The 22,007-nt window shown below is 71.4% G+C and carries 17 protein-coding genes; 3 read left to right on the top strand and 14 right to left on the bottom strand.

All coding sequences use genetic code 11. The features are described 5' to 3' along the window. Positions 1-48: 48 nt before the first annotated feature. The 3 genes from SM757_RS25215 to SM757_RS25205 all read left to right on the top strand — a co-directional run bounded on the left by SM757_RS25215 (position 49) and on the right by SM757_RS25205 (position 4,984). Positions 49-3,030 (top strand): translocation/assembly module TamB domain-containing protein, encoded by a 2,982-nt coding sequence (locus tag SM757_RS25215; protein ID WP_322467505.1) that lies wholly within the window; start codon positions 49-51, stop codon positions 3,028-3,030. Between the two features lie 185 nt (positions 3,031-3,215). Further along, complete coding sequence (locus SM757_RS25210; RefSeq protein ID WP_066337255.1) at positions 3,216-3,410, top strand: DUF3606 domain-containing protein; 195 nt, start codon at positions 3,216-3,218, stop codon at positions 3,408-3,410. Beyond that, the gene (locus tag SM757_RS25205; RefSeq protein WP_322467504.1) at positions 3,407-4,984 is read left to right on the top strand and encodes a glycine betaine ABC transporter substrate-binding protein; all 1,578 of its coding nucleotides are present in this window, start codon (positions 3,407-3,409) and stop codon (positions 4,982-4,984) included. The genes SM757_RS25210 and SM757_RS25205 overlap by 4 nt, the downstream gene beginning before the upstream one ends. Positions 4,985-4,997: 13 nt before the next feature. Here SM757_RS25205 and SM757_RS25200 read toward each other — a convergent pair whose 3' ends face one another. The 14 genes from SM757_RS25200 to SM757_RS25135 form a co-directional block, all read right to left on the bottom strand. Further along, on the bottom strand, positions 4,998-5,309 hold the full coding sequence (locus SM757_RS25200; RefSeq protein WP_066337254.1) for a hypothetical protein: 312 nt from the start codon (positions 5,307-5,309) through the stop codon (positions 4,998-5,000). 182 nt (positions 5,310-5,491) lie between these two features. After that, positions 5,492-7,495: a TRAP transporter large permease subunit gene (locus SM757_RS25195; protein ID WP_322467503.1), complete on the bottom strand. Its 2,004-nt coding sequence runs from the start codon at positions 7,493-7,495 to the stop codon at positions 5,492-5,494. Further along, positions 7,495-8,124, bottom strand: coding sequence for a TRAP transporter small permease subunit (locus tag SM757_RS25190; RefSeq protein ID WP_322467502.1), 630 nt, complete (start codon positions 8,122-8,124; stop codon positions 7,495-7,497). The genes SM757_RS25195 and SM757_RS25190 overlap by 1 nt, the downstream gene beginning before the upstream one ends. Positions 8,125-8,210: 86 nt before the next feature. Further along, positions 8,211-9,356 (bottom strand): TRAP transporter substrate-binding protein, encoded by a 1,146-nt coding sequence (locus SM757_RS25185; RefSeq protein ID WP_322467501.1) that lies wholly within the window; start codon positions 9,354-9,356, stop codon positions 8,211-8,213. 152 nt (positions 9,357-9,508) lie between these two features. Further along, a complete protein-coding gene (locus tag SM757_RS25180; protein WP_322467500.1) occupies positions 9,509-9,901 on the bottom strand; it encodes a RidA family protein in 393 nt (130 codons plus the stop codon). A gap of 20 nt (positions 9,902-9,921) precedes the next feature. Further along, entirely contained in the window at positions 9,922-11,538 is a 1,617-nt protein-coding gene (locus SM757_RS25175) for an AMP-binding protein (protein ID WP_322467499.1), read from the bottom strand. Positions 11,539-11,567: 29 nt separating this feature from the next. Next, the gene (locus tag SM757_RS25170) at positions 11,568-12,746 is read right to left on the bottom strand and encodes an acyl-CoA dehydrogenase family protein (RefSeq protein ID WP_322467498.1); all 1,179 of its coding nucleotides are present in this window, start codon (positions 12,744-12,746) and stop codon (positions 11,568-11,570) included. 10 nt (positions 12,747-12,756) lie between these two features. Further along, positions 12,757-13,608, bottom strand: a complete 852-nt coding sequence (locus SM757_RS25165; RefSeq protein ID WP_322467497.1) for an enoyl-CoA hydratase family protein — start codon at positions 13,606-13,608, stop codon at positions 12,757-12,759. Further along, positions 13,608-14,207, bottom strand: a complete 600-nt coding sequence (locus SM757_RS25160; RefSeq protein ID WP_084267529.1) for a MarR family winged helix-turn-helix transcriptional regulator — start codon at positions 14,205-14,207, stop codon at positions 13,608-13,610. The genes SM757_RS25165 and SM757_RS25160 overlap by 1 nt, the downstream gene beginning before the upstream one ends. 41 nt (positions 14,208-14,248) lie before the next feature. After that, positions 14,249-15,031: an SDR family NAD(P)-dependent oxidoreductase gene (locus tag SM757_RS25155; RefSeq protein WP_322467496.1), complete on the bottom strand. Its 783-nt coding sequence runs from the start codon at positions 15,029-15,031 to the stop codon at positions 14,249-14,251. Continuing rightward, positions 15,028-17,376, bottom strand: a complete 2,349-nt coding sequence (locus SM757_RS25150) for a bifunctional salicylyl-CoA 5-hydroxylase/oxidoreductase (protein ID WP_322467495.1) — start codon at positions 17,374-17,376, stop codon at positions 15,028-15,030. Before SM757_RS25150 ends, SM757_RS25155 begins: the two co-directional genes overlap by 4 nt. A 370-nt stretch (positions 17,377-17,746) precedes the next feature. Beyond that, positions 17,747-18,586, bottom strand: coding sequence for a tryptophan 2,3-dioxygenase (gene kynA, locus SM757_RS25145; protein WP_322467494.1), 840 nt, complete (start codon positions 18,584-18,586; stop codon positions 17,747-17,749). Between the two features lie 74 nt (positions 18,587-18,660). Beyond that, a complete protein-coding gene (locus SM757_RS25140) occupies positions 18,661-21,066 on the bottom strand; it encodes a PAS domain S-box protein (protein ID WP_322467506.1) in 2,406 nt (801 codons plus the stop codon). 131 nt (positions 21,067-21,197) lie between these two features. Continuing rightward, positions 21,198-22,004, bottom strand: coding sequence for a GntR family transcriptional regulator (locus SM757_RS25135; protein WP_084267528.1), 807 nt, complete (start codon positions 22,002-22,004; stop codon positions 21,198-21,200). Positions 22,005-22,007: the final 3 nt, after the last annotated feature.

The following is a 22,007-nucleotide window of genomic DNA, read 5'->3' as shown; positions in this document are numbered from 1 at the left end:
TGTGTATAAGAGACAGCTATAGACCTCACCGGCCAACTCGCGGGCGAGATGGCGGCGCCCGGCGGCACCGAGGCCTTGAAGCTGAACCTGGAGGCCGGCTGGCAGTCCGAAGCCGCCGCCACCGTGGTGGCGCTGCGCCGGCTGCAGGGCAGCGCCGGCACGGCCCGCCTCTCGGCCCAGGGCCGCATGCGCCAGGCGGCGGCCGGCGCGCCCTGGCAACTGGACACCAAGGCCACCCTGGACAACCTGGACCTGCGCCCCTGGTGGAGCGGCCCGGCCGACGCGCCGCTGCGCCGCTTGCCCAGCCAGCTGGCCGCGCGCGTGGACGCGGCCATGACGCTGCCGGCGGCCGGCCCAGGCGGCGACCTGCTGGCTTGGCTGGCGAGGCTGGAAGGCCGCGCCGACGTGGGCATCCCGCCCAGCCGCCTGGCCGACGTGCCGCTGCAGGGTGCAGCCTCGCTGCGCGGAACCAGCGCCGGCCTGCAAGCCGCCCTGGACGCCCAAGTGGACGGCAACGCCGCCCGCGCCCAAGGCCTGCTGGCGCGCAACCCGCAGGCGGACCACTGGGAAGCCACGGTGGACGCCCCCGCCCTGCAGCGCCTCAACCCGCTGGCCGCGCTGCTGCCGGCCCCGGCGCCCGCGGCCACCACCTCCAAAGGCCAGGCGGGCGACAAGCCGGCTGCGAAGAAAACCGCCCAAGCCGGCGCCAAGGCAGGCGCGGCGAAGGCGGCCGCGTCCGCACCCGTGCGCCCGCTGGCCGTGGCCGGCGCCGCCAAGGCCAATTTCACGCTGGACGGCCGCTGGCCCGCGCTGCGCAGCCAGGGCCAGGCCAGCGCCGACGGCTTGTCGCTGCCCACCCTGCGCCTGCGCAGCGGCCAGGCCCGCTGGCGCCTGGCCACGGTGGGCGATGCCCCGCTGGAGCTGAACCTTCAACTGGCCGACGTGGCCTTGGCCGACAGCGGGCAGTGGCAGCGCGTGCCGGCGGTGGATGTGCGCCTGGACGGCACCACCCGCGCCCACCGCCTGGCGCTGCAGGGCGAAGCCGCCGCGCAGCCGCCGGAGTGGACGGACCTGCTGCAACCGCCGCCGCCGGGCGCCGCGGGCACGCGCACCCGCTTCGCGCTGGAGGCGCAAGGCGGCCTGATCCAGAGCGGCAGCGGCGCGTTGCCCGCCACGCTGGCGGGCTGGCAGGGCCGCATCACGCGCGTGGACGTGCGCCGTGCCGGCGCCGCCGACGCGCTGCTGCAGGCGGCCGACGTGGAGCTGGCGTTCCGGATGGCCGAGGGCAGCCGCCCCGCCAGCCTGAACGTGCAGCCCGGCCGCGCCACGGTGTTGGGCGCGGGCGTGCAGTGGAGCGCCGTGCGCTGGCAGGCCGGCGCGGGCGGCGCGCCGGCCCAACTGGACGCTGCCGTCAACCTGGAGCCGCTGGCCGTGGCGCCGCTGCTGTCGCGGCTGCAGCCGGACATGGGCTGGCAGGGCGACCTGGAGATCAGCGGCCGCGCCGTGGTGCGCACGGCACCCACGCTGCAGGCCGACGTGCTGGTGGAGCGCCGCCGCGGCGACCTGAGCCTGGCCGCGGGCGGCAGCCGCCGCGCCATGGGCTTATCGGCCCTGCAACTCTCGCTGCGCGCCAATGGCAACCAGTGGAATGCCGGGGCGGGCGTGGCCGGCCAGCAGATCGGCGTGCTCTCGGCCGGCGCCAGCGCGCGCACGGCGCCGGGCGAGGTCTGGCCCAGCGCCGCCACGCCCGTGCAGGGCAACGTGGAGCTGCGCGTGGCCGACCTGGGCGTGTGGGACCCGTGGCTGCCCGTGGGCTGGCGCCTGGCCGGCACGGTGGACGCGCGCGCCCGCGTGGGCGGCCGCCTGGGTGCGCCGGAAGTCGCCGGCACGCTGCTGGGCAACCAGTTGGGCGTCACGAACTTCGTGGAGGGCGTGCGCGTGCGCGACGGCGAGATGCGCGTGGCGCTGGACGGCGAGCAGGTGCGCATCGAACGTTTCGTCCTGCGCGCGGGCGACGGCACGGCGCAGTTGCAGGGCGGCGCGCGCTTGGGCGAGCAGCCCGGCGTGGACGTGGCGCTGGTGCTGGACCGTTTCCAGGCCCTGGGCCGCGTGGACCGCCGCGTGGACGTCAGCGGCCGGGCGCAGGCGCGGCTGCAGGGCAAGGATTTGTCGCTGCGCGGCGGCTTCAAGGTGGACCGGGGCCTCATCGACCTGGGCCGCAGCAGTGCCCCCGCGCTGTCGGACGACGTGGTGGTGGTGGACGACCCCGCCATGGCGCGCAAGCCCGCCCCGGGCACCGGGCAGCCGCAAACGCCCATGAAGATGGACCTGGACCTGCGCGTGGACCTGGGCAGCGACCTGCGCGTGCGCGGCAAGGGCATCAACACGCTGCTGGCCGGCGAGCTGCGCGTGACCGCGCCCAACGACCAGGTGGCGGTGGTGGGCACGGTGCGCACCGTGGGCGGCGTGTTCGACGCCTACGGCGCCAAGCTGGACATCACGCGCGGCCTGGTGACCTTCACCGGGCCGGTGGCCAACCCGACGCTGGATATCGAGGCGCTGCGCACGGACCTGGACGAGGTGCGCGTGGGCGTGGGCGTGACCGGCTCGGCGCAGAACCCGCGCGTGGCGCTGGTGTCCACGCCGGCGCTCTCGGACATCGACAAGCTCTCGTGGCTGACGCTGGGCAAGGCGTCCACGGACCTGGCGGGCGACCAGACCGCGCTGCTGCAGCGCGCGGCGCTGGCGCTGCTGGCGGGCAACAAGGGCAGCAGCGGCCCCGGCCTGGCGCAGCGGCTTGGGCTGGACGCCTTTTCCGTCTCGCGCGGCGCTTCCGGCGGGCTGTCGGACGCGGTGGTGGGCGTCGGCAAGCAGCTCTCCGAACGCTTTTACGTGGGCTACCGGCAAAGCCTGGACGCCACGGGCGGCGGTTTCGACCTGGTCTACAAGATCGCCCAACGCTTTACCTTGCGGCTGCTGACCGGGGAGACGACGGGCGTGGACCTGGTGTGGACCTGGCGGTGGGATTGAAGGGGGACGGGTTGTTGCCGCTGGAACCATCACCCGGCAGGGCCTCAACGCTCCATGTACTGAAACAACGCAGCGCAGCCCCTGCAGGAGGTCTGCCCGCGGGCCGAACCGTCGCCGGGCTGCAATTTTCTTCATCGGCGGCCTGGCCCATGCCGCACGGGGCATGGCGCTTGCCGCCATGGGCCATGGCTACCCACACCGAACCCACCCGCCCCGGAGACTCCATCGACCTCAACGACGAAGCCGCGATGCGGCGTTGGGTCGATTACTTCGGCGTGACCATCTCCCAGCTGGAGGACGCGGTGCGCGCCGCGGGCAACGACGCGGAGGCCGTGAAACGGCACCTGCTGGAGCAGGGCAGCAGCGCCGGCGCAAGTTGAACCTGCGGGCCGCCGCACGTGCACTGGCGGCACTGGCACTGGTGCTGCTGGCCGGCGCGGCGCACGCGCAGCAGCCGGCAGGCGCGGCGTCGCGCGCCGGGCAGGCTCCGGAAGCCCACGCCGAAGTGGCCGTGGGCTCCAAGCGCTTCACGGAAAGCTACCTGCTGGGCGAGCTGGTCACGCAGTCGCTGCGGCGCGCCGGCATCGCGGCGGAGCACCGGCAGGGCCTGGGCAACACGGCCATCCTGGAGCAGGCGCTGTCCAGCGGCGCCGTGGACGTCTATCCGGAGTACACGGGCACCATCACGCGCGAGCTGCTGAAGCTGGAGGGAGCGCAGGCCGCCGTTTCGCTGGAGCAGCTCAATGCCCGGCTGGCGCCGCGCGGCCTGAAGGCGGCCGTGCCGCTGGGCTTCAACAACACCTACGCCCTGGCCCTGCGCGAGGACGACGCGCGGCGGCTGGGCGTGGCCTCCCTGTCCGACCTGGCCGCGCTGCCGCCCGCGCAGGCGGGCGCGCTGCGCCTGGGCCTGTCGCACGAGTTCCTGCAGCGCGCCGACGGCTGGCCGGGGCTGAGCCGCGCCTACGGGCTGCGCATGGCGCCCGGCGCCGGCCTGGACCACGGCCTGGCCTACCAGGCGCTGGCGCGCAAGCAGGTGGACGTGGTGGACGTCTACACCACCGACGCTCAGATCGAGCGGCTGCACCTGCGCGTGCTGCGCGACGACCGCAATTTCTTCCCCCGCTACGACGCGGTGCTGCTGATGCGCGCCTCGCTGGACGAGCGGCCGCTGGCCGCGGCGCTGCAGGGCCGCATCGACGAAGCGGCCATGACGGCCATGAACGCCCAGGCCGAGGTGGACGGCCGCGCCTTCGCCGACGTGGCGCGCGAGTTCCTGGACCGCGGCAGCGCCGCCGCCGCCTCGGCGCCGGCCGGCGCGCCCGCGTCGCCCCCGGGCTTCATGGCGCGGCTGCTGGCGCCGGACCTGGGCCGGCTGCTGCTGCAGCACCTGGCCATGGTGTTCGGCTCGGTGGCGATGGCCGTGGTGGTGGGCGTGCCGCTGGGCGTGCTGGCCCACCGGGTGAAGGCGCTCTCCGGGCTGGTGCTGGGCGCGGTGGGCGTGCTGCAAACGGTGCCGTCGCTGGCGCTGCTGGCCTTCTTGATCGCGCTGGTGGGCACGATAGGTTTCGTCCCAGCCTTGCTGGCGCTGTTCGTCTATGCGCTGCTGCCCATTGTCCGCAACACGCACGAGGGGCTGGCGGGCGTGCCGCAGGGGCTGCGCCTGGCCGGCGCGGCGCTGGGCCTGAAGCCGGCGCAGGTGCTGCGCTCGGTGGAGCTGCCGCTGGCGGCACCCGTGATGCTGGCGGGCATCAAGACGGCGGCCGTGATCAACGTGGGCACGGCCACCGTGGCGGCCTTCGTGGGCGCTGGCGGGCTGGGAGAGCGCATCGTCACGGGCCTGGCCATCAACGACCACGTCCAAACCCTGGCCGGCGCCGTGCCGGCCGCGGCGCTGGCGCTGGTGGTGGAAGCGGTGTTCGCGCTGCTGCAGCGGGGGGTGAGGCGAGGGGTTTGAAGGCGGGCCGGGTTCAGTGCAGGGCCCGCGCCGCCAGCTCCTGGGCGTGCGCGATCGCTGCTTCCGCCTCGTGCAGCGCCTGGCAGATGCCTTGCAGCGCACAGGCCGGCACGGCATCGCGCGCGGCGTCCGCACCCAGCACGGCCAGTTGCGCCTGCTCGCGCAGCGCGGCGATGCGCTGCAACAGGCAACGCGCTTCGTGCGCCGAAAGCTGCGGCAACGGATGCCGCGAGGCTTGCGCCGGCAACGGGCCCACGGCCGGCGCGTCGGCCGCGGGCCGGCCGGGCTCACCAGCCCACTGCAGGGGTTCGGCCAGGTTGCACATCACAAGGACTTCCCGGGGTTGATCGACAACGGCTTCAGACTACTGTCTTTTTATACATATGCGGACGGCATATGCATTGGGGTCCGCGCCAGGCGCCGCGGCGTCGCCACCTTGCCGAGATGGGGCCGGCGGACGGATGCGCAAGCCGTCCGCCGGCAAGCCGCTGCCCGCGGCGCCCCGCCTCAGCCGCCGTAGAGCTGCCGCGGCAGCCACAGGCCGATGCCGGGGAAGAGGTAGAGCAGGAAGATGGCCACGATCTGTATGCCCATGAAGGGCAGCATGCCCGCGAAGATCTGGTTGAGCGTCACGTGCCGCGGCGCCACGCCCTTCAGGTAGAAGGCGCTCATGGCCACGGGCGGGCTCAGGAAGGCCGTCTGCAGGTTCAGCGCCACCAGCAGGCCGAAGAACAGCGGGTCCACGCCGAAGTTGTCCAGCAGCGGAATGAAGATGGGCATGAAGATCACGATGATCTCCGTCCACTCCAGCGGCCAGCCCAGGATGAAGATGATCACCTGCGACAGCAGCATGAACTCCGTGCGGCTGAGGTTGAGCCCCATCACCCACTGCTCCACCAGCTCCTGGCCGCCGAGCAGCGCAAAGGCCGCCGAGAAGATGGCCGAGCCCACGAACAGCCAGCACACCATGGCGCTGGTCTTGGCCGTGAGGAAGACCGACTCCTTGACCACCTGCAGGTTCAGCCGCCCGTAGGCCGCCGCCAGCAGCGCGCCACCCAGCGCGCCCACGGCCGCGGCTTCGGTCGGCGTGGCCAGGCCGAACACGATGGAGCCCAGCACGGCCAGGATGAGGAGGAGCAGCGGGAAAAAGCTGCCCAGCAGCATCTTGAACACCTCCAGCCGCGCGAAGCTCAAGAGCGCATAGAACAGCAGCAGCGCCACGGCCAGCACGCCCAAGGTGATCCAGAAGCCGGCAGGCGCAGGCCGGGGCGCGGCGGCGTCGGCCCCCTCGCCCGCCGACGGCGCCGCGCCGGGCGGCTCGGCCAGGCCGGCTGAGCCGGAGGACGCATCCGCTCCCCCCAGGGCGCCTGGCGGCTCCTGCAGCCCGCCGGCGCCACTGCCGGGAGGCTCCTGCAAGGCGCCGCCGGAGGGCGGTTCCTGCAAGCCGCCCTCGGCCGGGGGCTCCTGCAGCGCGCCATCTGGCGGCGGCTCGGCCAAGCCGCCGCCGGCACTGCGCTCGGAGGGCTCTGCACCGATCTCCGTCAGCCCCGATCCGGCCTCCGCCGCCTGCGGCCGCGTCACGACGTCATGGCTCACCAGGGCCGCCGCCACGAACACCAGCGCCGGCAGCGCCGCCACCAGGCTTTGCCCAAGCAGGTAGCCCGTGGGCACGCCATGCGCGCGCCGGCCCTTGAGCGCGGCCAGCAACCCGGGCAGCACGTGGGCGTGCGGCGCGGCGCCGGCCTGCAGCAGCGGCGCGGGCAGCGCCACGGCGCGCTCCTGCGCGGACAGCGGGGGCGCCAGCGTCGGTTTGAGCTTGGCCACCAGGATGGTGTAGAGGATGTACAGCCCCGCCAGCATCAGCCCCGGAAAGAAGGCGCCCGCGTAGAGCTGCACCACCGACACGCCGGCCGTGGCGCCGTAGACGATGAGCAGCACCGAAGGCGGGATGAGGATGCCCAGGCAACCACCGGCCGTGATGACCCCGGCCGACAGCGGCACCGAGTAGCCCGCGCGCAGCATGGCCGGCAGCGCCAGCAGCCCCATGAGCGTCACCACCGCGCCCACGATGCCCGTGGCCGTGGCGAAGAGGGTGCAGGTCACGAGGGTGGCCACCGCCAGCGCCCCGGGCAGCCGCGCCAGCGCCAGGTGCAGGCTCTTGAACAGCTTCTCTATCAGGTTGGCCCGCTCCACCAGGTAGCCCATGAAGACGAAGAGCGGGATGGAGATGAGCACGTCGTTGCTCATCACCTTGTAGGCCGACTGCACCATGAGGTCCAGCGTCTTGGCCGTGTCGCGCTCGTAGGCCAGCCAGGTGAAGACCATGCCCATGCCCATGAGCGTGAAGGCGGTCGGAAAGCCCAGCATGATGGCCACCACCACCAGCGACAGCATCAGCAGGCCGATGTGGCCGTTGGTGATGCGCTCGGCCCCCACCAGCATGGCCACGGCACCGGCCCCGATGAGCGCCATCAGGCCGAAGCCGAACCACAGTTCCTTGCGCAGCTTCATCACGCGCCCTCCTGGCGTTGCGCCGGCGGCAGCACGGCGGCATCCGCCGCGGCAGCGCCGTCGGCCTGGACGCGCACCATCTCGCGCAGCTTGTCCACGTCCACCTCCTCCACGTCGCCGTCGCGCCGGGGCCAGCACCCTTCGCGCAGGCACAGCACGCAGCGCACGATCTCCACCACGCCCTGCAGCAGCAGGATGGCGCCGGCCAGCGGGATGACGAACTTGAACGGGTACAGCGGCAGCGCGTCGGCCGAGAAGGTCTGCTCGCGTATGGCCAGCGACTCGTGCGCGAACTGCCAGCCCGCCCACGTGAGCGCCACCACGCCGGGCAGGAAGAACAGCAGGTACAGCGTGAGGTCAATGGCCGCCTGCGTGCGCGGGCTGAAGAAGCCGTAGAGCACGTCGCCGCGCACGTGGCCGTTCTTGGACAGCGTGTAGGCGCCGGCCGTCATGAACAGCGTGCCATAGAGCATGATCTGCGCGTCCAGCACCCAGGCATGCGGCCTGTTGAGCACGTAACGGCTGAACACCTCCCAGCTGATGAGCAGCGTCAGGCCCACCGCCGTCCAGGCGAAGGCCTTGCCCACGAAGGTGGAGAACCGGTCCACCGCCAGCAATGCCTTTTGCATCGCATCCCCTTCGCTTGCCACAAAAGGAAGGGGCGCCTGCTGCAGGCGCCCCGGACTGTTACTGCCTCATGAGGAGAAGGCCGGGTTCAGGTCTTCTTGGGCTGGGTCTGCCCGGCGCCGCGGCCGAAGTAGTGGTTGTAGGCCATCCTGAAGTCCACGAGGTAGTCGCCCTGCCATTGGCCGGCGCGCTGCGCGAAGGCGCGCTGCGAGTCCAGCACGCGCTTGAACATCGGGTTCTCGGCGGACTTCTTCTCGATGACCTTGTCCCAGGCGGCGAGCTGCGCGCGCAGGATGGCGTCCGGCGTCTTGTAGAACTTCACGCCGGCCTTCTTGAGCTCCTCGTAGTCGCGCGAGTTGCGCTCCACGGCCTTCCAGCTCATGTCGGCGCTGGAGGCCTGCACGGCGTAGTCGATGATGGCCTTGAGCTCCGCGGGCAGCGCCTTGTACTTGGCGCCGTTGAAGAGGATCTCGAACTGCTCGCCGCTTTGGTGGAAGCTTTGCAGCATGCAGTTCTTGGCCACGTCGGGGAAGCCCAGGGCGCGGTCGGAGGACGCGTTGTTGAACTCGGCCGCGTCGATGAGGCCGCGGTCCAGCGCCGGGACGATCTCGCCGCCGGGCAGCGGGTTGACCGCCGCGCCCAGCTCGGTGAACACGTCCACGGCCAGGCCGACGGTGCGGAACTTCAGGCCCTTCATGTCCTCGGCCTTGGCCACGGGCTTCTTGAACCAGCCCAATGGTTGCGTGGGCATGGGTCCGTACATGAAGGAGACCACGTCCAGGTTGAGGCTCTTGTAGATCTCCTCCGCCAGGGCCTTTCCCCCGCCGTAGTAGTGCCAGGCCAGCACCATGTTGGGGTCCATGCCGAAGGCGGGACCCGACCCCCACAGGGCCAGCGCCGAGTTCTTGCCGTACCAGTAGGCGATGACGCCATGGCCGCCGTCCAGCGTGCCCTTGCTCACGGCGTCCAGCATCTGGAAGGCCGGCACCACCGAGCCCGCGGGCAGCACCTCGATCTTGAGGCGGCTGCCGGCCATGTCGTTCACCTTCTTGGAGAAGTCGTTGGCGTACTCGTGAAAAATGTCCTTGGCCGGCCACGTGCTCTGGAAGCGCAGCGTGGTGGTCTGCGCCCGCGACACCATGGGCGCGGCCATGGCGCCGGTGCCGACGGTGGCGGCCACGGCGTTCTTGATGAAACCGCGGCGCGGGGCCGCTTTGCTGGACTGCTGGCTCATGCTTGTCTCCTCGGTGGGGGTACAGCGCGATGCACTGGCTCGCGATGTGGGCCTGCACTATCGAAGCCGTAGGGCCCAGGCTTCAACCCATGCGCAGGCAACGGCCCCCGAGGCTCGCGATGCTCGCTGCGCTGCAGCAACACGGATGCGGGTCAGTCGGGAACCACGGCCGTGGCTTCCAGCTCCACCTTGGCTTTGTCCTCGATGAGCGCCACGACCTGCACCGCCGTCATGGCGATGTCGTAGTGGCCTATGAGCTCGCGAAAGGCCGCGCCTATGGCCGGCAGCGCGGCGAGGTACTCGCGCTTGTCGGTGACGTACCAGGTCATGCGCGCGAGGTGCGAGGGCTGCGCGCCGCCGGCCTGCAGCACGGCCACGATGTTGCGCAGCGCCTGTGTGGCCTGGACCGCGAAATCGTCGCTGGGGAATTGCTGCCGCTCATCCCAGCCGACCATGCCGGCCACGAAGACCATGCGGCCGCGCGCGGACACGCCGTTGGCGTAGCCCTTGGGACGCGGCCAGCCGGGGGGAAGCAGTGCGGACATGGCCGGCTCCTGTGAGGGGTTCATTCGGTACGCCCCAGGCGGAAGCGCTGCAGCTTGCCGGTGGCGGTGCGGGGCAGCGCCTCCAGGAAGGCGACGGCGCGCGGGTACTTGTAGGGCGCGATGGCTTGCTTCACGAAGTCCTGCAGCGCGCGGACCATGGCCGCGTCGGCCTGAAAGCCCGGCTGCAGCACCACGAAGGCTTTCACGAGCTGTCCGCGCTCGGCGTCCGGCACGCCGATGACGCCGCACTCGGCCACGGCGGGGTGGCTCAACAGCGCCGCTTCCACCTCCGGTGCGGCGATGTTGTAGCCGGCGCTGACGATGAGGTCGTCGGTGCGGGCGTGGAAGTGGAAATAGCCGTCGGCGTCCTGCGAGTAGGCGTCGCCCGTGTAGTTCCAGCCGTTGCGCACATAGCTGGCCTGGCGGGCGTCGGCGAGGTAGCGGCAGCCGGTGGGGCCCTTCACGCGCAAGCGGCCCACGGTGCCGGCGGGCACGGGCTGCTCCTCGTCGTCCACGATCTCGGCGCGGTAGCCCGGGACGACGACGCCCGTGGCGCCGGGGCGGGCGTGGGCCTCGTCGGCCGAGATGAAGATGTGCAGCAGCTCGGTGGTGCCTATGCCGTCGATGATCTCCAGCCCCGCGGCTTCGCGCCACTGCAGCCGCGTGGCCGCGGGCAGCGCCTCGCCGGCCGAGACGCACTTGCGCAGCCGCGTGCCGCGCAGCGCCTCGCCGTGCGCGGCCAGCGCGCGGTAGGAGGTGGGCGCGGTGAACAGCACCGTGGCGCCGAAGTCGCGGATGCCGTCCAGCAACTGCGCCGGCGCCGCCTTCTCCAGCAGCACGGTGCTGGCGCCTATGGACAGGGGAAAGAGCAGCAGCCCGCCCAGGCCGAAGGTGAAGGCCAGCGGCGGGCTGCCGATGAAGACGTCGTCCGCTTGCGCGCGGAGCATGTGCGGCGGCCAGCAGCGGCACACGGCCAGCAGGTCGCGGTGGAAGTGCATGGTGGCCTTGGGCACGCCGGTGGTGCCGGAGGTGAAGGCCAGCAGGCAGGTGTCGTCCGCGGCGGTGTCGACGTTGGCGAAGGCGCGGGGCTGGCGCTGCATGGCCTGCTCCAGCCCCTGCGGGTCGCGGGCGTTGGTGTTGAAGTGGCGGACGTGGCGCAGTTGCGGGCAGAGCTGGGCGGCGGCCATGAGCTCGCGCGCCAGCGCCGTGTCGCACAGGGCATGGCTGCACTGGGCGATGTCCAGCACGTCCTTGAGCTCCTTGGCGCGCAGCAGCGGCATGGTGGTGACGGCGATGCCCCCGGCCTTGATGACGCCGAACCAGCAGGCGGCCAGCATGGGGTTGTTGGCCGAGCGCAGCAGCACGCGGTTGCCGGGGACGAGGTCCAGCTCGTGCACGAGGACGTTGGCGATGCGGTCGGCCTGCTCCTGCAGGTCGCGGTAGGTCCAGATGAGGCCCGGCGCGCGCAGGCACACGCGCTCGCCGCGGCCCTCGGCCACGTGGCGGTCCAGCAGCTCCCAGGCGCAGTTCAGTTGCGCGGGAAACTCCAGCGCCGGCAGGTCGAAGACGAGCTCCGGCATGAGCGGCGGCGGCGGCAGCCGGTCGCGGGCGAAGGTGTCTAGGTGGGCACTGGGCATGGACATCCTCCTGGTGCGGAGTTGAATCGTCAGGGCGCCTGCACGGCGCGGACTTCGCGCAGCAGCTCCCGCGCGATGATGAGTTGCTGCACCTCCGAGGCGCCCTCGTAGATGCGCAGCGCGCGTATCTCGCGGTACAGCCGCTCCACCGCCACGCCGCTGACCACGCCCAGGCCGCCCCAGAGCTGCACCGCGGCGTCTATGACCTGCTGCGCGCCCTCGGTGGCGGCGAGCTTGGCCATGGCGGCTTCGCGCGTCACGTTCTGGCCCTGGTCGCGCTGCCAGGCGGCGCGGTAGGTCAGCAGCGCGGCGCTCTCAATCGTCAGCGCCATCTGCGCCAGCTTCGACTGCGTGAGCTGCAAGTCGGCCAGCACGCCGCCGAACAGGGGCCGCGTGGTGGCGCGAGTTAGAGCCTCGTCCAGCGCGCGCCGCGCGAAACCCAGCGCGGCGGCGGCCACCGAGGTGCGGAACACGTCCAGCGTGCGCATGGCCAGCTTGAAGCCCTCGCCCGCCGCGCCCAGGCGCTGCGAGGCCGGCACGCGGCAGCCCTCGAAGCGCAGCCGCGCCAGCGGGTGCGGCGCCATCACTTCGATGCGCTCGGCGATGTGAAAACCCGGCGTGCCCGCCTCCACGATGAAGGCCGAGATGCCGCGCGCGCCCGGGGCCTCGCCGCTGCGGGCGAAGACCACGTAGAAATCGGCGATGCCGCCGTTGGAGATCCATGTCTTCTCGCCGTCGAGCACATAGGCGTCACCTTCGGCCCGCGCCGCGCAGGACAGGGCCGCCACGTCCGACCCGGCGTCCGGCTCCGACAGCGCGAAGGCCGCGATCGCCTCCCCCGCCGCCACCGCCGGCAGCCAGCGCGCTTTTTGGGCCTCGGTGCCCGCCAGTGAGATGGCGCCGGAGCCCAGGCCCTGCATGGCGAAGGCGAAGTCGGCCAGGCCGCTGTGGCGGGCCAGCGTCTCGCGCAGCAGGCACACGGCGCGGGTGTCTATGGCGTCGCTGATGCCGCCCAGCGCGCGCCCGGCCACCGCGTGGCGCAGCCAGCCCGCCGCGCCGAGCTGCCGGACCAGCGCGCGGCAGGCGGCGTCCACGTCGGCGCCGTGATCGCCGGCGAGGTGCTGCGCGGCCCAGACGTCCAGCTCGCGCGCCAGGGCGCGGTGGCGGGGCTCGAAGAAGGGCCAGTCCAGGTAACGCGTGTCGGCCATGGAGACCCCTTCAATCGCCGCGGAACACCGGCTTCTCGCGCGCCACGAAAGCCTCGTAGGCACGCTTGAAATCCTGCGTGGCCATGCACAGGGCCTGCGCCTGGGCCTCGGCTTCTATGGCTTGGTCGATGCCCATGGACCACTCCTGGTGGAGCATGGTCTTGGTCATGCCGTTGGCGAAGGTTGGGCCGCGGACCAGCTCGCGCGCCAGCGCCTGCGCCTCGGCCAGCAAGGCGTCGGGGGCGGCGAGGCGATTGAAGAAGCCCCAGCGCTCGGCCTCCTCGCCGCCCAAGCTGCGCCCGGTGAACAGCAGCTCGCTCGCGCGCCCCTGGCCGATGAGGCGCGGCAGCAGCGCGCAGGCGCCCATGTCGCAACCGGCCAGGCCCACGCGGTTAAAGAGGAAAGCCGTCTTGGACCGGGCCGTGCCCAGCCGCAGGTCGCTGGCCATGGCGATGATGGCGCCCGCCCCCGCGCACACGCCGTCCACCGCCGCGATGACGGGCTGCGGACACGCGCGCAGCGCCTTCACCACTTCGCCGGTCATGCGCGTGAACATCAGCAGCTCCGGTGCCGGTAAATCCACCAGCGGGCCGATGATCTCGTGCACGTCGCCGCCGGAACAGAAGTTGTCGCCGGCGCCGGTGATGACGACGGCGTGCACGTCGGTCGCGTACTTCAGCCGGATGAACAGCTCGCGCAGCTCGGCGTAGGACTCGAAGGTCAGCGGGTTCTTGCGCGTTGGACGGTTGAGGGTGAGGGTGGCCACGCCCTCGCGCGCTTCCCACAGGAAGTGGCGCGCGTCGTAGCCGGCAAGCGCCAGGCGGTTGCCCGCGGCCAGGGCGGGATCGAGGGATTTACTCATCACCGCTCCTTGCGCGCGGCGGCGCGGGGGGAAACGTCGTCCTGCTCCGGCAGCGGCTCGCCGCCGTCGCCGGCCTCCTTGCCGGCCAGGTGCACGCGCAGCCGGCCCAACAGCTCATAGAGCGTGTCGCGGTGCGCAGGCTCGAAACCCTGGAACATGTCTATGAGCCAGCCCTCGTGCTCGGCGGCCATGGCCAGGAATTCCTCGCGGCCCTTGGGCGTGAGGCGCACCAGCAGCGAGCGGCGGTCCTGCGCATCGGCCACGCGCTCGACCCAGCCGTCGGCCACGAGCTGATCGGTGAGGCCCGTGACGTTGCCGCCCGTGACCATGAGGTAGCGCGAGAGCGCGCTCATGCGCAGGCCCTCGGGGCAGCGCTCCAGTTGCGCGAGGTAGTCGAAGCGCGGCAGCGTGGTGCCGAAGCGCTGGCGCAGCCGCACGCGCACGGCCTGCTCGATCTGCGTGCTGCACGAGAGCAGCCGCAGCCACAGCCGCACGGCGGAGTGGTCCTCCGGCGCGGCGCGGGCCTCGCGGCCTATGGCGTCCTCGCCCAGGGACTGCACCAGCTTGAAGTCCCGGACCTGGGTGACTGGATTCTTCATGGCGGCTCCCTCGTGAGTGCCTGCGGGCCGTGGTGACGCGTTCACATCACCTCCCCGCCGCTGATGGACAGCGACTGCCCGTTGACGCTGCCCGCGCCCGCTGTGCACAGCCAGGCCACGGCGTCCGCCACTTCCTGCGGCCGCACCAGCCGGCCCTGCGGGTTGTGGCGGGTGAATTCACGGCGCGCCGCCTCGGCGTCGCGCCCCGTGGTGGCGACGACCTTGGCGATGCTGTCGGTGAGCAGGTCCGTTTCGGTGAAGCCGGGGCAGACGGCGTTGACGGTGACGCCCTTGCTGCCCACCTCCAGCGCCAGCGAGCGCGTGAGGCCGATGACGCCGTGCTTGGCCGCCGCGTAGGCGCCCACGTAGGCGTAGCCGCGCTGCCCTGCCGTGCTGGCGACGTTGACGATGCGCCCCCACCCGCCGCGCAGCATGGCCGGCAGCGCGGCGCGGCAGCAATTGAACGTGCCGGTGAGGTTGACGGCCAGCATGCGCTGCCAAAGCTCATCGGTGGTTTTCACCAGCGGCGCGCTGGCGGCCTGGCCGGCGTTGTTGACGAGGACATGCACGTCCGCGCCCGCAGCTTCCAGCGCCTGCCAGGCGCGGGCGACGGAAGCCGCATCGGCCACGTCGCACACCAGCGTGCGCGCCTGGGCGACGCCCGGCAGCTCGCGGGCCAGCGCCTGCAGTGTGTCCTCATGCCGGCCCAGCAGCGTGAGCGTGGCGCCGTCGGCCGCCAGGCGGCGGGCGATGGCCGCGCCTATGCCGCGCGCCGCGCCCGTCACCAGCGCGTGCCGCCCGGCCAGCGGCAGCGCGCCGCTCACGGCCGGCTCCCTGGCGCCGCGGCGGCTTTCTCGCGGGCGAGGTTGGATTCCAGCTGGCGCTTGGCCGCCAGGTACTGCTTGGGCCAGGCGATCTCCGTGAAGCCGATCTTGGCCGCCTCCAGCAGCGTCCAGGCCGGGTTGGCGAGGTGCGGGCGGGCGACGGCGCAGAGGTCGGCGCGGCCGGCGGCGACGATGGAGTTCACGTGGTCGGCCTCGCTGATGGCGCCCACGGCCATGGTGGCGATGCCGGCCTCCTGCCGCACGCGGTCGGCAAAGGGCGTCTGGAACATGCGGCCGAAGGTGACGTGCTCGTCCTTGCTGACCTGGCCGGAGGAGACGTCCATCACGTCCGCGCCCGCGGCCTTGAAGGCGCGGGCGATGTCCACGGCCTCCGCGGGCGTGTTGCCGCCGGGCACCCAGTCGTGCGCGGAGATGCGCACGGACATGGGCAGGTGTGCAGGCCACGCCTCGCGCACGGCGCGGAACACCTCCAGCGGGTAGCGCAGGCGGTTCTCCAGCGGGCCGCCGTAGTCGTCCTCGCGCCGGTTGGTCAGCGGCGAGAGGAAGGAGGAGAGCAAATAGCCGTGCGCGCAGTGCAGCTCCAGCCAGTCGAAACCGGCGGCGGTGGCGCGGCGGGTGGCGGCGACGAAATCCTCGCGCACGCGGTCCATGTCTTCGCGCGTCATGGCGCGGGAGAACGGGCTCACGCCCGCGAGGTACTGCTGGGGCGAGGCGCTGATGAGCGGCCAGTTGGGTTCCGGGCCGTCCGCGGGCAAGGGAAGGTCGATGCCGTCCCAGGCGCGGCGGGTGGAGCCCTTGGCGCCGGCGTGGCCGAGCTGCATGGCGATCTTGGCGTCGCTGTTCGCGTGCACCCAATCCACGATGGCTTTCCAGGCTTCGCCCTGTTCGTCGTTCCACAGCCCGGGGCAGCCGGGGGTGATGCGTGCGTCGGGGCTGGTGCAGGTCATCTCCGCGCAGACCAGCGCCGCCCCGCCCATGGCGCGGGCGCCCAGGTGGACGAGGTGGTACGGGCCCGGCACGCCGTCCGCGCACGAGTACTGGGCCATGGGCGAGACCACCACCCGGTTCTTCAACTGGACCGACCTCACCTTGAAGGGCGTGAACATGGGCGGCACGGCGGGTTGATCCGCCGAGCGGTCCACGCCGGCGCGGGCGGCGAACCAGCGCTCGTAGCCCTCCAGCCAGGCCTTGTCGCGCAGGCGCAGGTTTTCGTGGCTGATGCGCTGGCTGCGGGTGAGCAGCGAGTACATGAACTGCTCCGGCGCCAGGTGGTCGCAGTAGCGGTCGCCGCAGACCTCGAACCACTCCATGGCGTTCCAGGCGGCGTTCTGCAGGCGCAGCGCCTCGACGCGGCGCGTCTCCTGCCACTGCTGCAGGGCCTGCGGGATGTGCTCCATGGTGTCGCCCAGATCGCGGAACTGGCGGGTGAGCTCGATGGCGTCCTCCAGCGCCAGCTTGGTGCCGGAGCCGATGGCGAAGTGGGCCGTGTGCACCGCGTCGCCCATGAGCGCGACGTAAGCGCCCTGCGGGTTGCGCAGCCACCATTGGGCGCAGGCCACCCTTTGAAAATTCAGCCAGGCCGAGCCGCGCAGGTGGCGGGCGTTGGAGAGCAGCTTTTCGCCCTGCAGCGTGTCGGCGAAGAGGCGCTCGCAGAAGGCGATGGAGGCGTCGGTGTCGGCGCGGTCCAGGGCGTGGGCGCGCCAGACGTGTTCGGGGCACTCGACGATGAAGGTGGAAGTCTGGTCGTCGAACTTGTAGATGTGGGCCTGGAACCAGCCGTGCTCGGTGCGCTGGAAGTCGAAGGTGAAGGCGTCGAACAGCCGTTTCGTGCCCAGCCAGATGTAGCGGTTGGGCCGGGTGACGATTTCCGGCTGGAAGGTGGACGCGTGGCGGGTGCGTATGCGGGAGTTGATGCCGTCGCAGGCGATGAGGAGGTCAGCGTCCGGGAACTCGGCGTCGGACTCCACCTCGCGCTCGAAGACCAGCTTCACGCCCACCTGCTCGCAGCGGGCCTGGAGGATGTTCAGGAGTTTTTTCCGCCCGATGCCGACGAAGCCGTGGCCGCCGCTGCGCAGGGTGCGGCCCTTGAAGCGCAGCTCGATGTCGTCCCAGTGGTTGAACGCCTGCTGGATGGTGGCGGCGGACTCGGCGTCCCACTGGCGCATGTTGTCCATGGTGGCGTCCGAGAAGACGACGCCCCAGCCGAAGGTGTCATAGGGGCGGTTGCGCTCCACGACGGTGACGTCATGGGCGGCGTTGAGCCGCTTCATCAGCAAGCCGAAGTACAGCCCCGCCGGGCCGCCGCCAACGCACACGATCTTCATTCGCCGCCCCTCCAACATCCGGTGCGGGCCGTGAGGCCGAAGCGGGAACTTTAGGGGTCAATTGTTTAGGCTTCAAGCAAATGGAAGCACTGAGGGAGGGGTAGGACGCTTCCCCGCCCGCTTGGCCTGCGCGTGCCCGGCCGCGCTCGCTGGGCGCCGTGCGCTGCGCTCGCATCCTGTTTCAAGCCAAGGTTCGGACCCACAACTTATTGTTGATGGGGTTTCGTTACCTTATGTTGTGCTGCAGTTTATTCATAAGATACTGAAACGGCAGTATTGGATTTTTATTCCTACGCCTTGATTTTCGTCTTTTGCAGCCACAAGCCCACAAGATATTTCCACTCATACACTACCGGCGCGTGCCCATATCTCACAAATCCGTCCTCAACTGCCAAATCTCCGGAAAAAGAACCACTTCCAGCATCTTCCTCAAATAACTCACACCCCCCGTCCCGCCGGTCCCGCGCTTCAGGCCGATGATGCGTTCCACCGTCGTGACATGCCGGAAGCGCCACAGTCGGAACGCGTCTTCCAGGTCGGTGAGTTTTTCGCCGAGCTGGTACAGCTCCCAGTGGTGCTCCGGGTCGCGATAGACCTCCAGCCACGCCGCCTCCACGCCCGCATCGGCTTGATAAGGCTGCGTCCAATCCCGCTCCAAATGTGAGGCCGGCACGTTCAGGCCGCGGCGCGCCATCAATTTCAGGGTCTCGTCGTAAATCGATGGCGAGCGCCAAGCCGTTTCCACCCGCGCATACAAATCAGGTTTATGGGCATGCGGCTTCAGCATCGCCGCATTCTTGTTGCCCAGCGCGAATTCGATGCAGCGGTATTGGGCGCTTTGAAACCCACTGGAGTTGGCTAAATAAGGCCGCATGGCGCTGTATTCCGGCGGCGTCATGGTGGAGAGCACCGTCCAGGCACTGACGAGTTGCTCCATGATCCGCGTCACCCGCGCCAGCATCTTGAAAGCGGGGCTCAATTCATCGCGGCGCACGCAATCGATGGCCGCTTCCAGCTCGTGCAGCAGCAGCTTCATCCACAACTCGCTGGTCTGGTGCTGGACGATGAACAAGAGCTCGTCGTGGGATTGGGACAGCGGCTGCTGCGCGTTCAGGATTTCGTCGAGGTGCAAATAGTCCCCGTAGCTCATGTCCCGGCTGAAATCCAGCTGCGCACCCTCCTCGGCGACGATGCGTTCGGTTTCACTCATGGCGGCTCCCGGTTCGTTGCGGCAATGGCCGCATCTTCGCCTGCCGGCTCGTGGGCGCCAACGCGGCGCCGGCCTCAGGCGGCCGGCGGCAACGGCAGGTCGATGCGGAAGGCCGTGCCCGCGCCGCGCTCCAGCAGCGTGAGCTGCGCGTCGATCTGCCGAGCCAGCGCGTGGATGATGCGCATGCCCAGACCCTTGGAGGCGGCGGGCTCGAAGCCTTCCGGCAGGCCGACGCCGTCATCCGCCACCAGCAGGCGCAGGCCCCCATCTTTGCGATGCACGTGCAACCGCACCGTGCCCCGGCCGTTCGGGAAGGCGTACTTCACCGCGTTGGTCAGCAGCTCGGAGAGCAGCAACGACAGCGGCACGGCCTGGTCCACGGCCAGGGTCACGGCCTCGCCGGACTGGAAATCCAGCGTGATGTGCTTGCCCTCGCCCAGGAGCCGCAAGGTGTCCTCGGCCATGCGGCGCAGCCAGTGGCCCAGGTCCAGCGAGCCGAGGCGGCCGGACTGGTACAGGGACAGGTGCAGCCGCGCCATCACGCCCACGCGGGCGCCGGCCTCGGCGATGGCGCGGCGCGCGTCCTCGTCCTGCACCGTGCGCAACTGCAGCGACAGCAGCGAGTTGATGATCTGCAGGTTGTTCTTGACGCGGTGATGCACCTCGTACAGCAGCGTGTCCTTGGCCTGCAGCGCCTCGGTGAGCGCGGCCTGCGCGGCCTTCTGCGCCGTGATGTCCAGGCTCACGCCCACCATGCGCTCCACGTGGCCGCAGCCGTCGCACACCACCTCGCCGCGGTTGAGCAGCCACACCTGGCGCCCGTCGGCATGCGCCAGCCGCATCTCCTGCTCGAAGCCGCCGCGCGTGGCCAGCGCTTTGGCCAGCGCCCCCTCCAGCGCCGGGCGGTCCCCGGGGTGCACGCGGGCCATGAAGGCCGCCGTGGGCAGAAAACCGTCTTCGGTCGGCTTCAGGCCCAGCAGCTCGAACATCTGCCGGTTCCAGTGCGAGCGCCCCTGCGCGGGCGACCACTCCCACACGCCCATGTCGCCGGCGGACAGCGCCAGGTCCAGCCGCAGTTGCGCCTGCGCGAGCTGGCGCTCGCGCTCCTGCAGCGACTCCAGCGCACGCACCTTGGCGTCGATGTCGTCCACCACCACCAGCGCGCCGGTGAGCGTGCCATCGGCGTCGCGTATGGGCGCGCCCAGCGCGCGCAGCCAGGCCATGTGGCCGCCCGGGCGCAGGTAGCGCATCTCCAGCGCGGGCCGCTCCTCGCCGGCCAGCACGCGCGCCAGCGGCTGCTCGGCGGGCGCCACGGGGCGGCCGTCCTCGTGGAAGGCGCCGTACTCGGCGTAGCCGGCCACGCCCTCCACGTTGAGCAGCGGGTGGCCCAGGATGTCTTCAATGCTGCGGTTGCCCTTGACGATGCGACCCGACGGCGCCTCGGCGATCACCACGCCCACGGGCAGCGCGTCCAGCACGGCACGCAGGTGCGCCTCGCTGGCGTCGCGGGCGCGCTCGGCGCGCCCGCGCTCCACCGCGCCCCACAGCCGCTCGCACACCTGCTCGGCCAGCGCGATGTCCACGTCGCTCCAGCCGCGCGGCTCGGGGTGGTGAATGAACAGCAGCGCCACCAGCCGCCCGTGTTTCACAAGCGGCACGTCCAGGATGCTGCGCGTGTGTATGCCGGCGTAGGCGGCCACCACGGCGGGGGCGCGGGTGCGGTCGTCCTCTTCCACATCGGCGATGGCCACGGTGCGCCCGGCGCGTATGTCGTCCACGAAGGCGACGCCGAAGTCCGGCAGCCGCCAGCGGCCGACCACGGACGGGATGCGCCCGTCGTTCCAGTCGTGGTGCACGGTGATGTAGGGCGGGTTGCCGTCGATCTCGCCGTAGCCGACCTGCGCGACGTCGAGGTGCCGGCCCAGCGCGGCGGTGGCGGCGTCCATCATGTCCTGCGGCTGCGCCAGATCGCGCAGCGCCTCGCTCACGGCCAGCATGAAGCTTGCGCGCTGCTCCTGCGCGGCCAGCGCCTGCTCGGCGCGCACCATCTCGTCCACGTCCACGGCGCTGCCCAGCCAGCCGCGCAGCGTGCCGTCGCCATCGAGCCGGGGAACGACGTTGACCAGGTGCCAGCGCCACTGGCCGTCGTAGCGGCGCACCCGGCGCCGCGAGGCATGGGCGCGGCCGGCCTGCAGGTTGCGCTGCCAGTCGGCGTGGCCGGCCCGCATGTCCTGCGCGTGCACCACGCGCACCCAGCCGCGGCCGGACAGCTCCTGCGCCGACAGCCCCGTGTAGCGCTCCCAGCCCGCGCTGGACCACAGGCGCTGCCCCGCCGCATCGGTCTCGAAGGTCAGCGTGGGCAGGGCATCCGCTATGGCCCGATACCTGTCGGGTGCAGGGGAAACCGCCCCACCGGGGGCTGCGGCACCACGCTCGTCGTCCTCCAGGGGGTGGCTCAGCAGGGGCGCGGCGTAATGCATGGACACGGGAAAATGCCAGGACAAGACAGCCTAGCGCCTGAGCCTTCCGCCACATTGACAAAAGTGACGGCCGGCGCGGATTGCGTCACATCCTGGTACCCGTTACCCCTTGCAACGGCCCGTGGAATGCCTCAGCTCAGCAGGGCCTTGACCAGGTCGAGCTGGCGCTCCGGCACGCCGCCGTCCAGGCGCAGGCTGGCTTCCACGCGCTGCAGGTGCTCGTTCATGCAGGCCACGGCCGCGGCGGTGTCGCCGCGGCGGCACACGCGCAGCAGTTCCTCGTGCTCGTCGCTGGAGCAGTGCGGGTCGTTGGTGGAGGGGTAGAGCATGGCGATGAGCGAGCTGCGCGCCACCATCTCGCGCACCAGCTCCGTGAGCGTCACGTTGCCCGTGCACTCGGCCATCTCGACGTGGAAGTCGCCCAGCAGCTTCTCGCGCGCGCTGCCCACGCTGGTGCGGGGCTCCAGCGTCGTGCGCTCGATGTGGATGTGCTGCTGCAGCCGCTCGAAGTCGCGCGGGCGGGCCTGGGCCACGAAGAGGCGCACCACCTCGGCCTCCAGCACGCGGCGCACCGCGAACACCTCGCGCGCCTCCTGCACGCTGGGCTTGCTCACCAGCGCGCCCTTGTCCGGGACGATCTGGATGAGCTTGTCGCGCGAGAGCGTGAGCAGCGCGGCGCGTATCTTGGTGCGGCTCACGCCGTAGACCTTGCCCAGCGCCTCCTCGCGCAGCCGGGTGCCGGGGGGCAGGCGCTTTTCGACGATGGCGGTGGCGATGTCCTGCGCGATCTCCTCGGCGCTGACGCTGCGCTGCCCGGCCGCGGCCGCGCTTGGGCCGTCAGCGTCGCCGCCGTCGGCCTCGGGGGGGATGGCGCCGGCGGCGGTGGCCTCGTCCGTGGCGGGCGCGGAGGCGGGGGTGGATCGCTTCTTGGTGGGCATGGC

This window comes from Azohydromonas lata (genome assembly GCF_034427735.1).
Classification (GTDB): domain Bacteria; phylum Pseudomonadota; class Gammaproteobacteria; order Burkholderiales; family Burkholderiaceae_C; genus Azohydromonas; species Azohydromonas lata.
The sequence above is the reverse complement of the archived record's forward strand: the minus strand, read 5'-3'. Positions and strand labels throughout refer to the sequence as shown.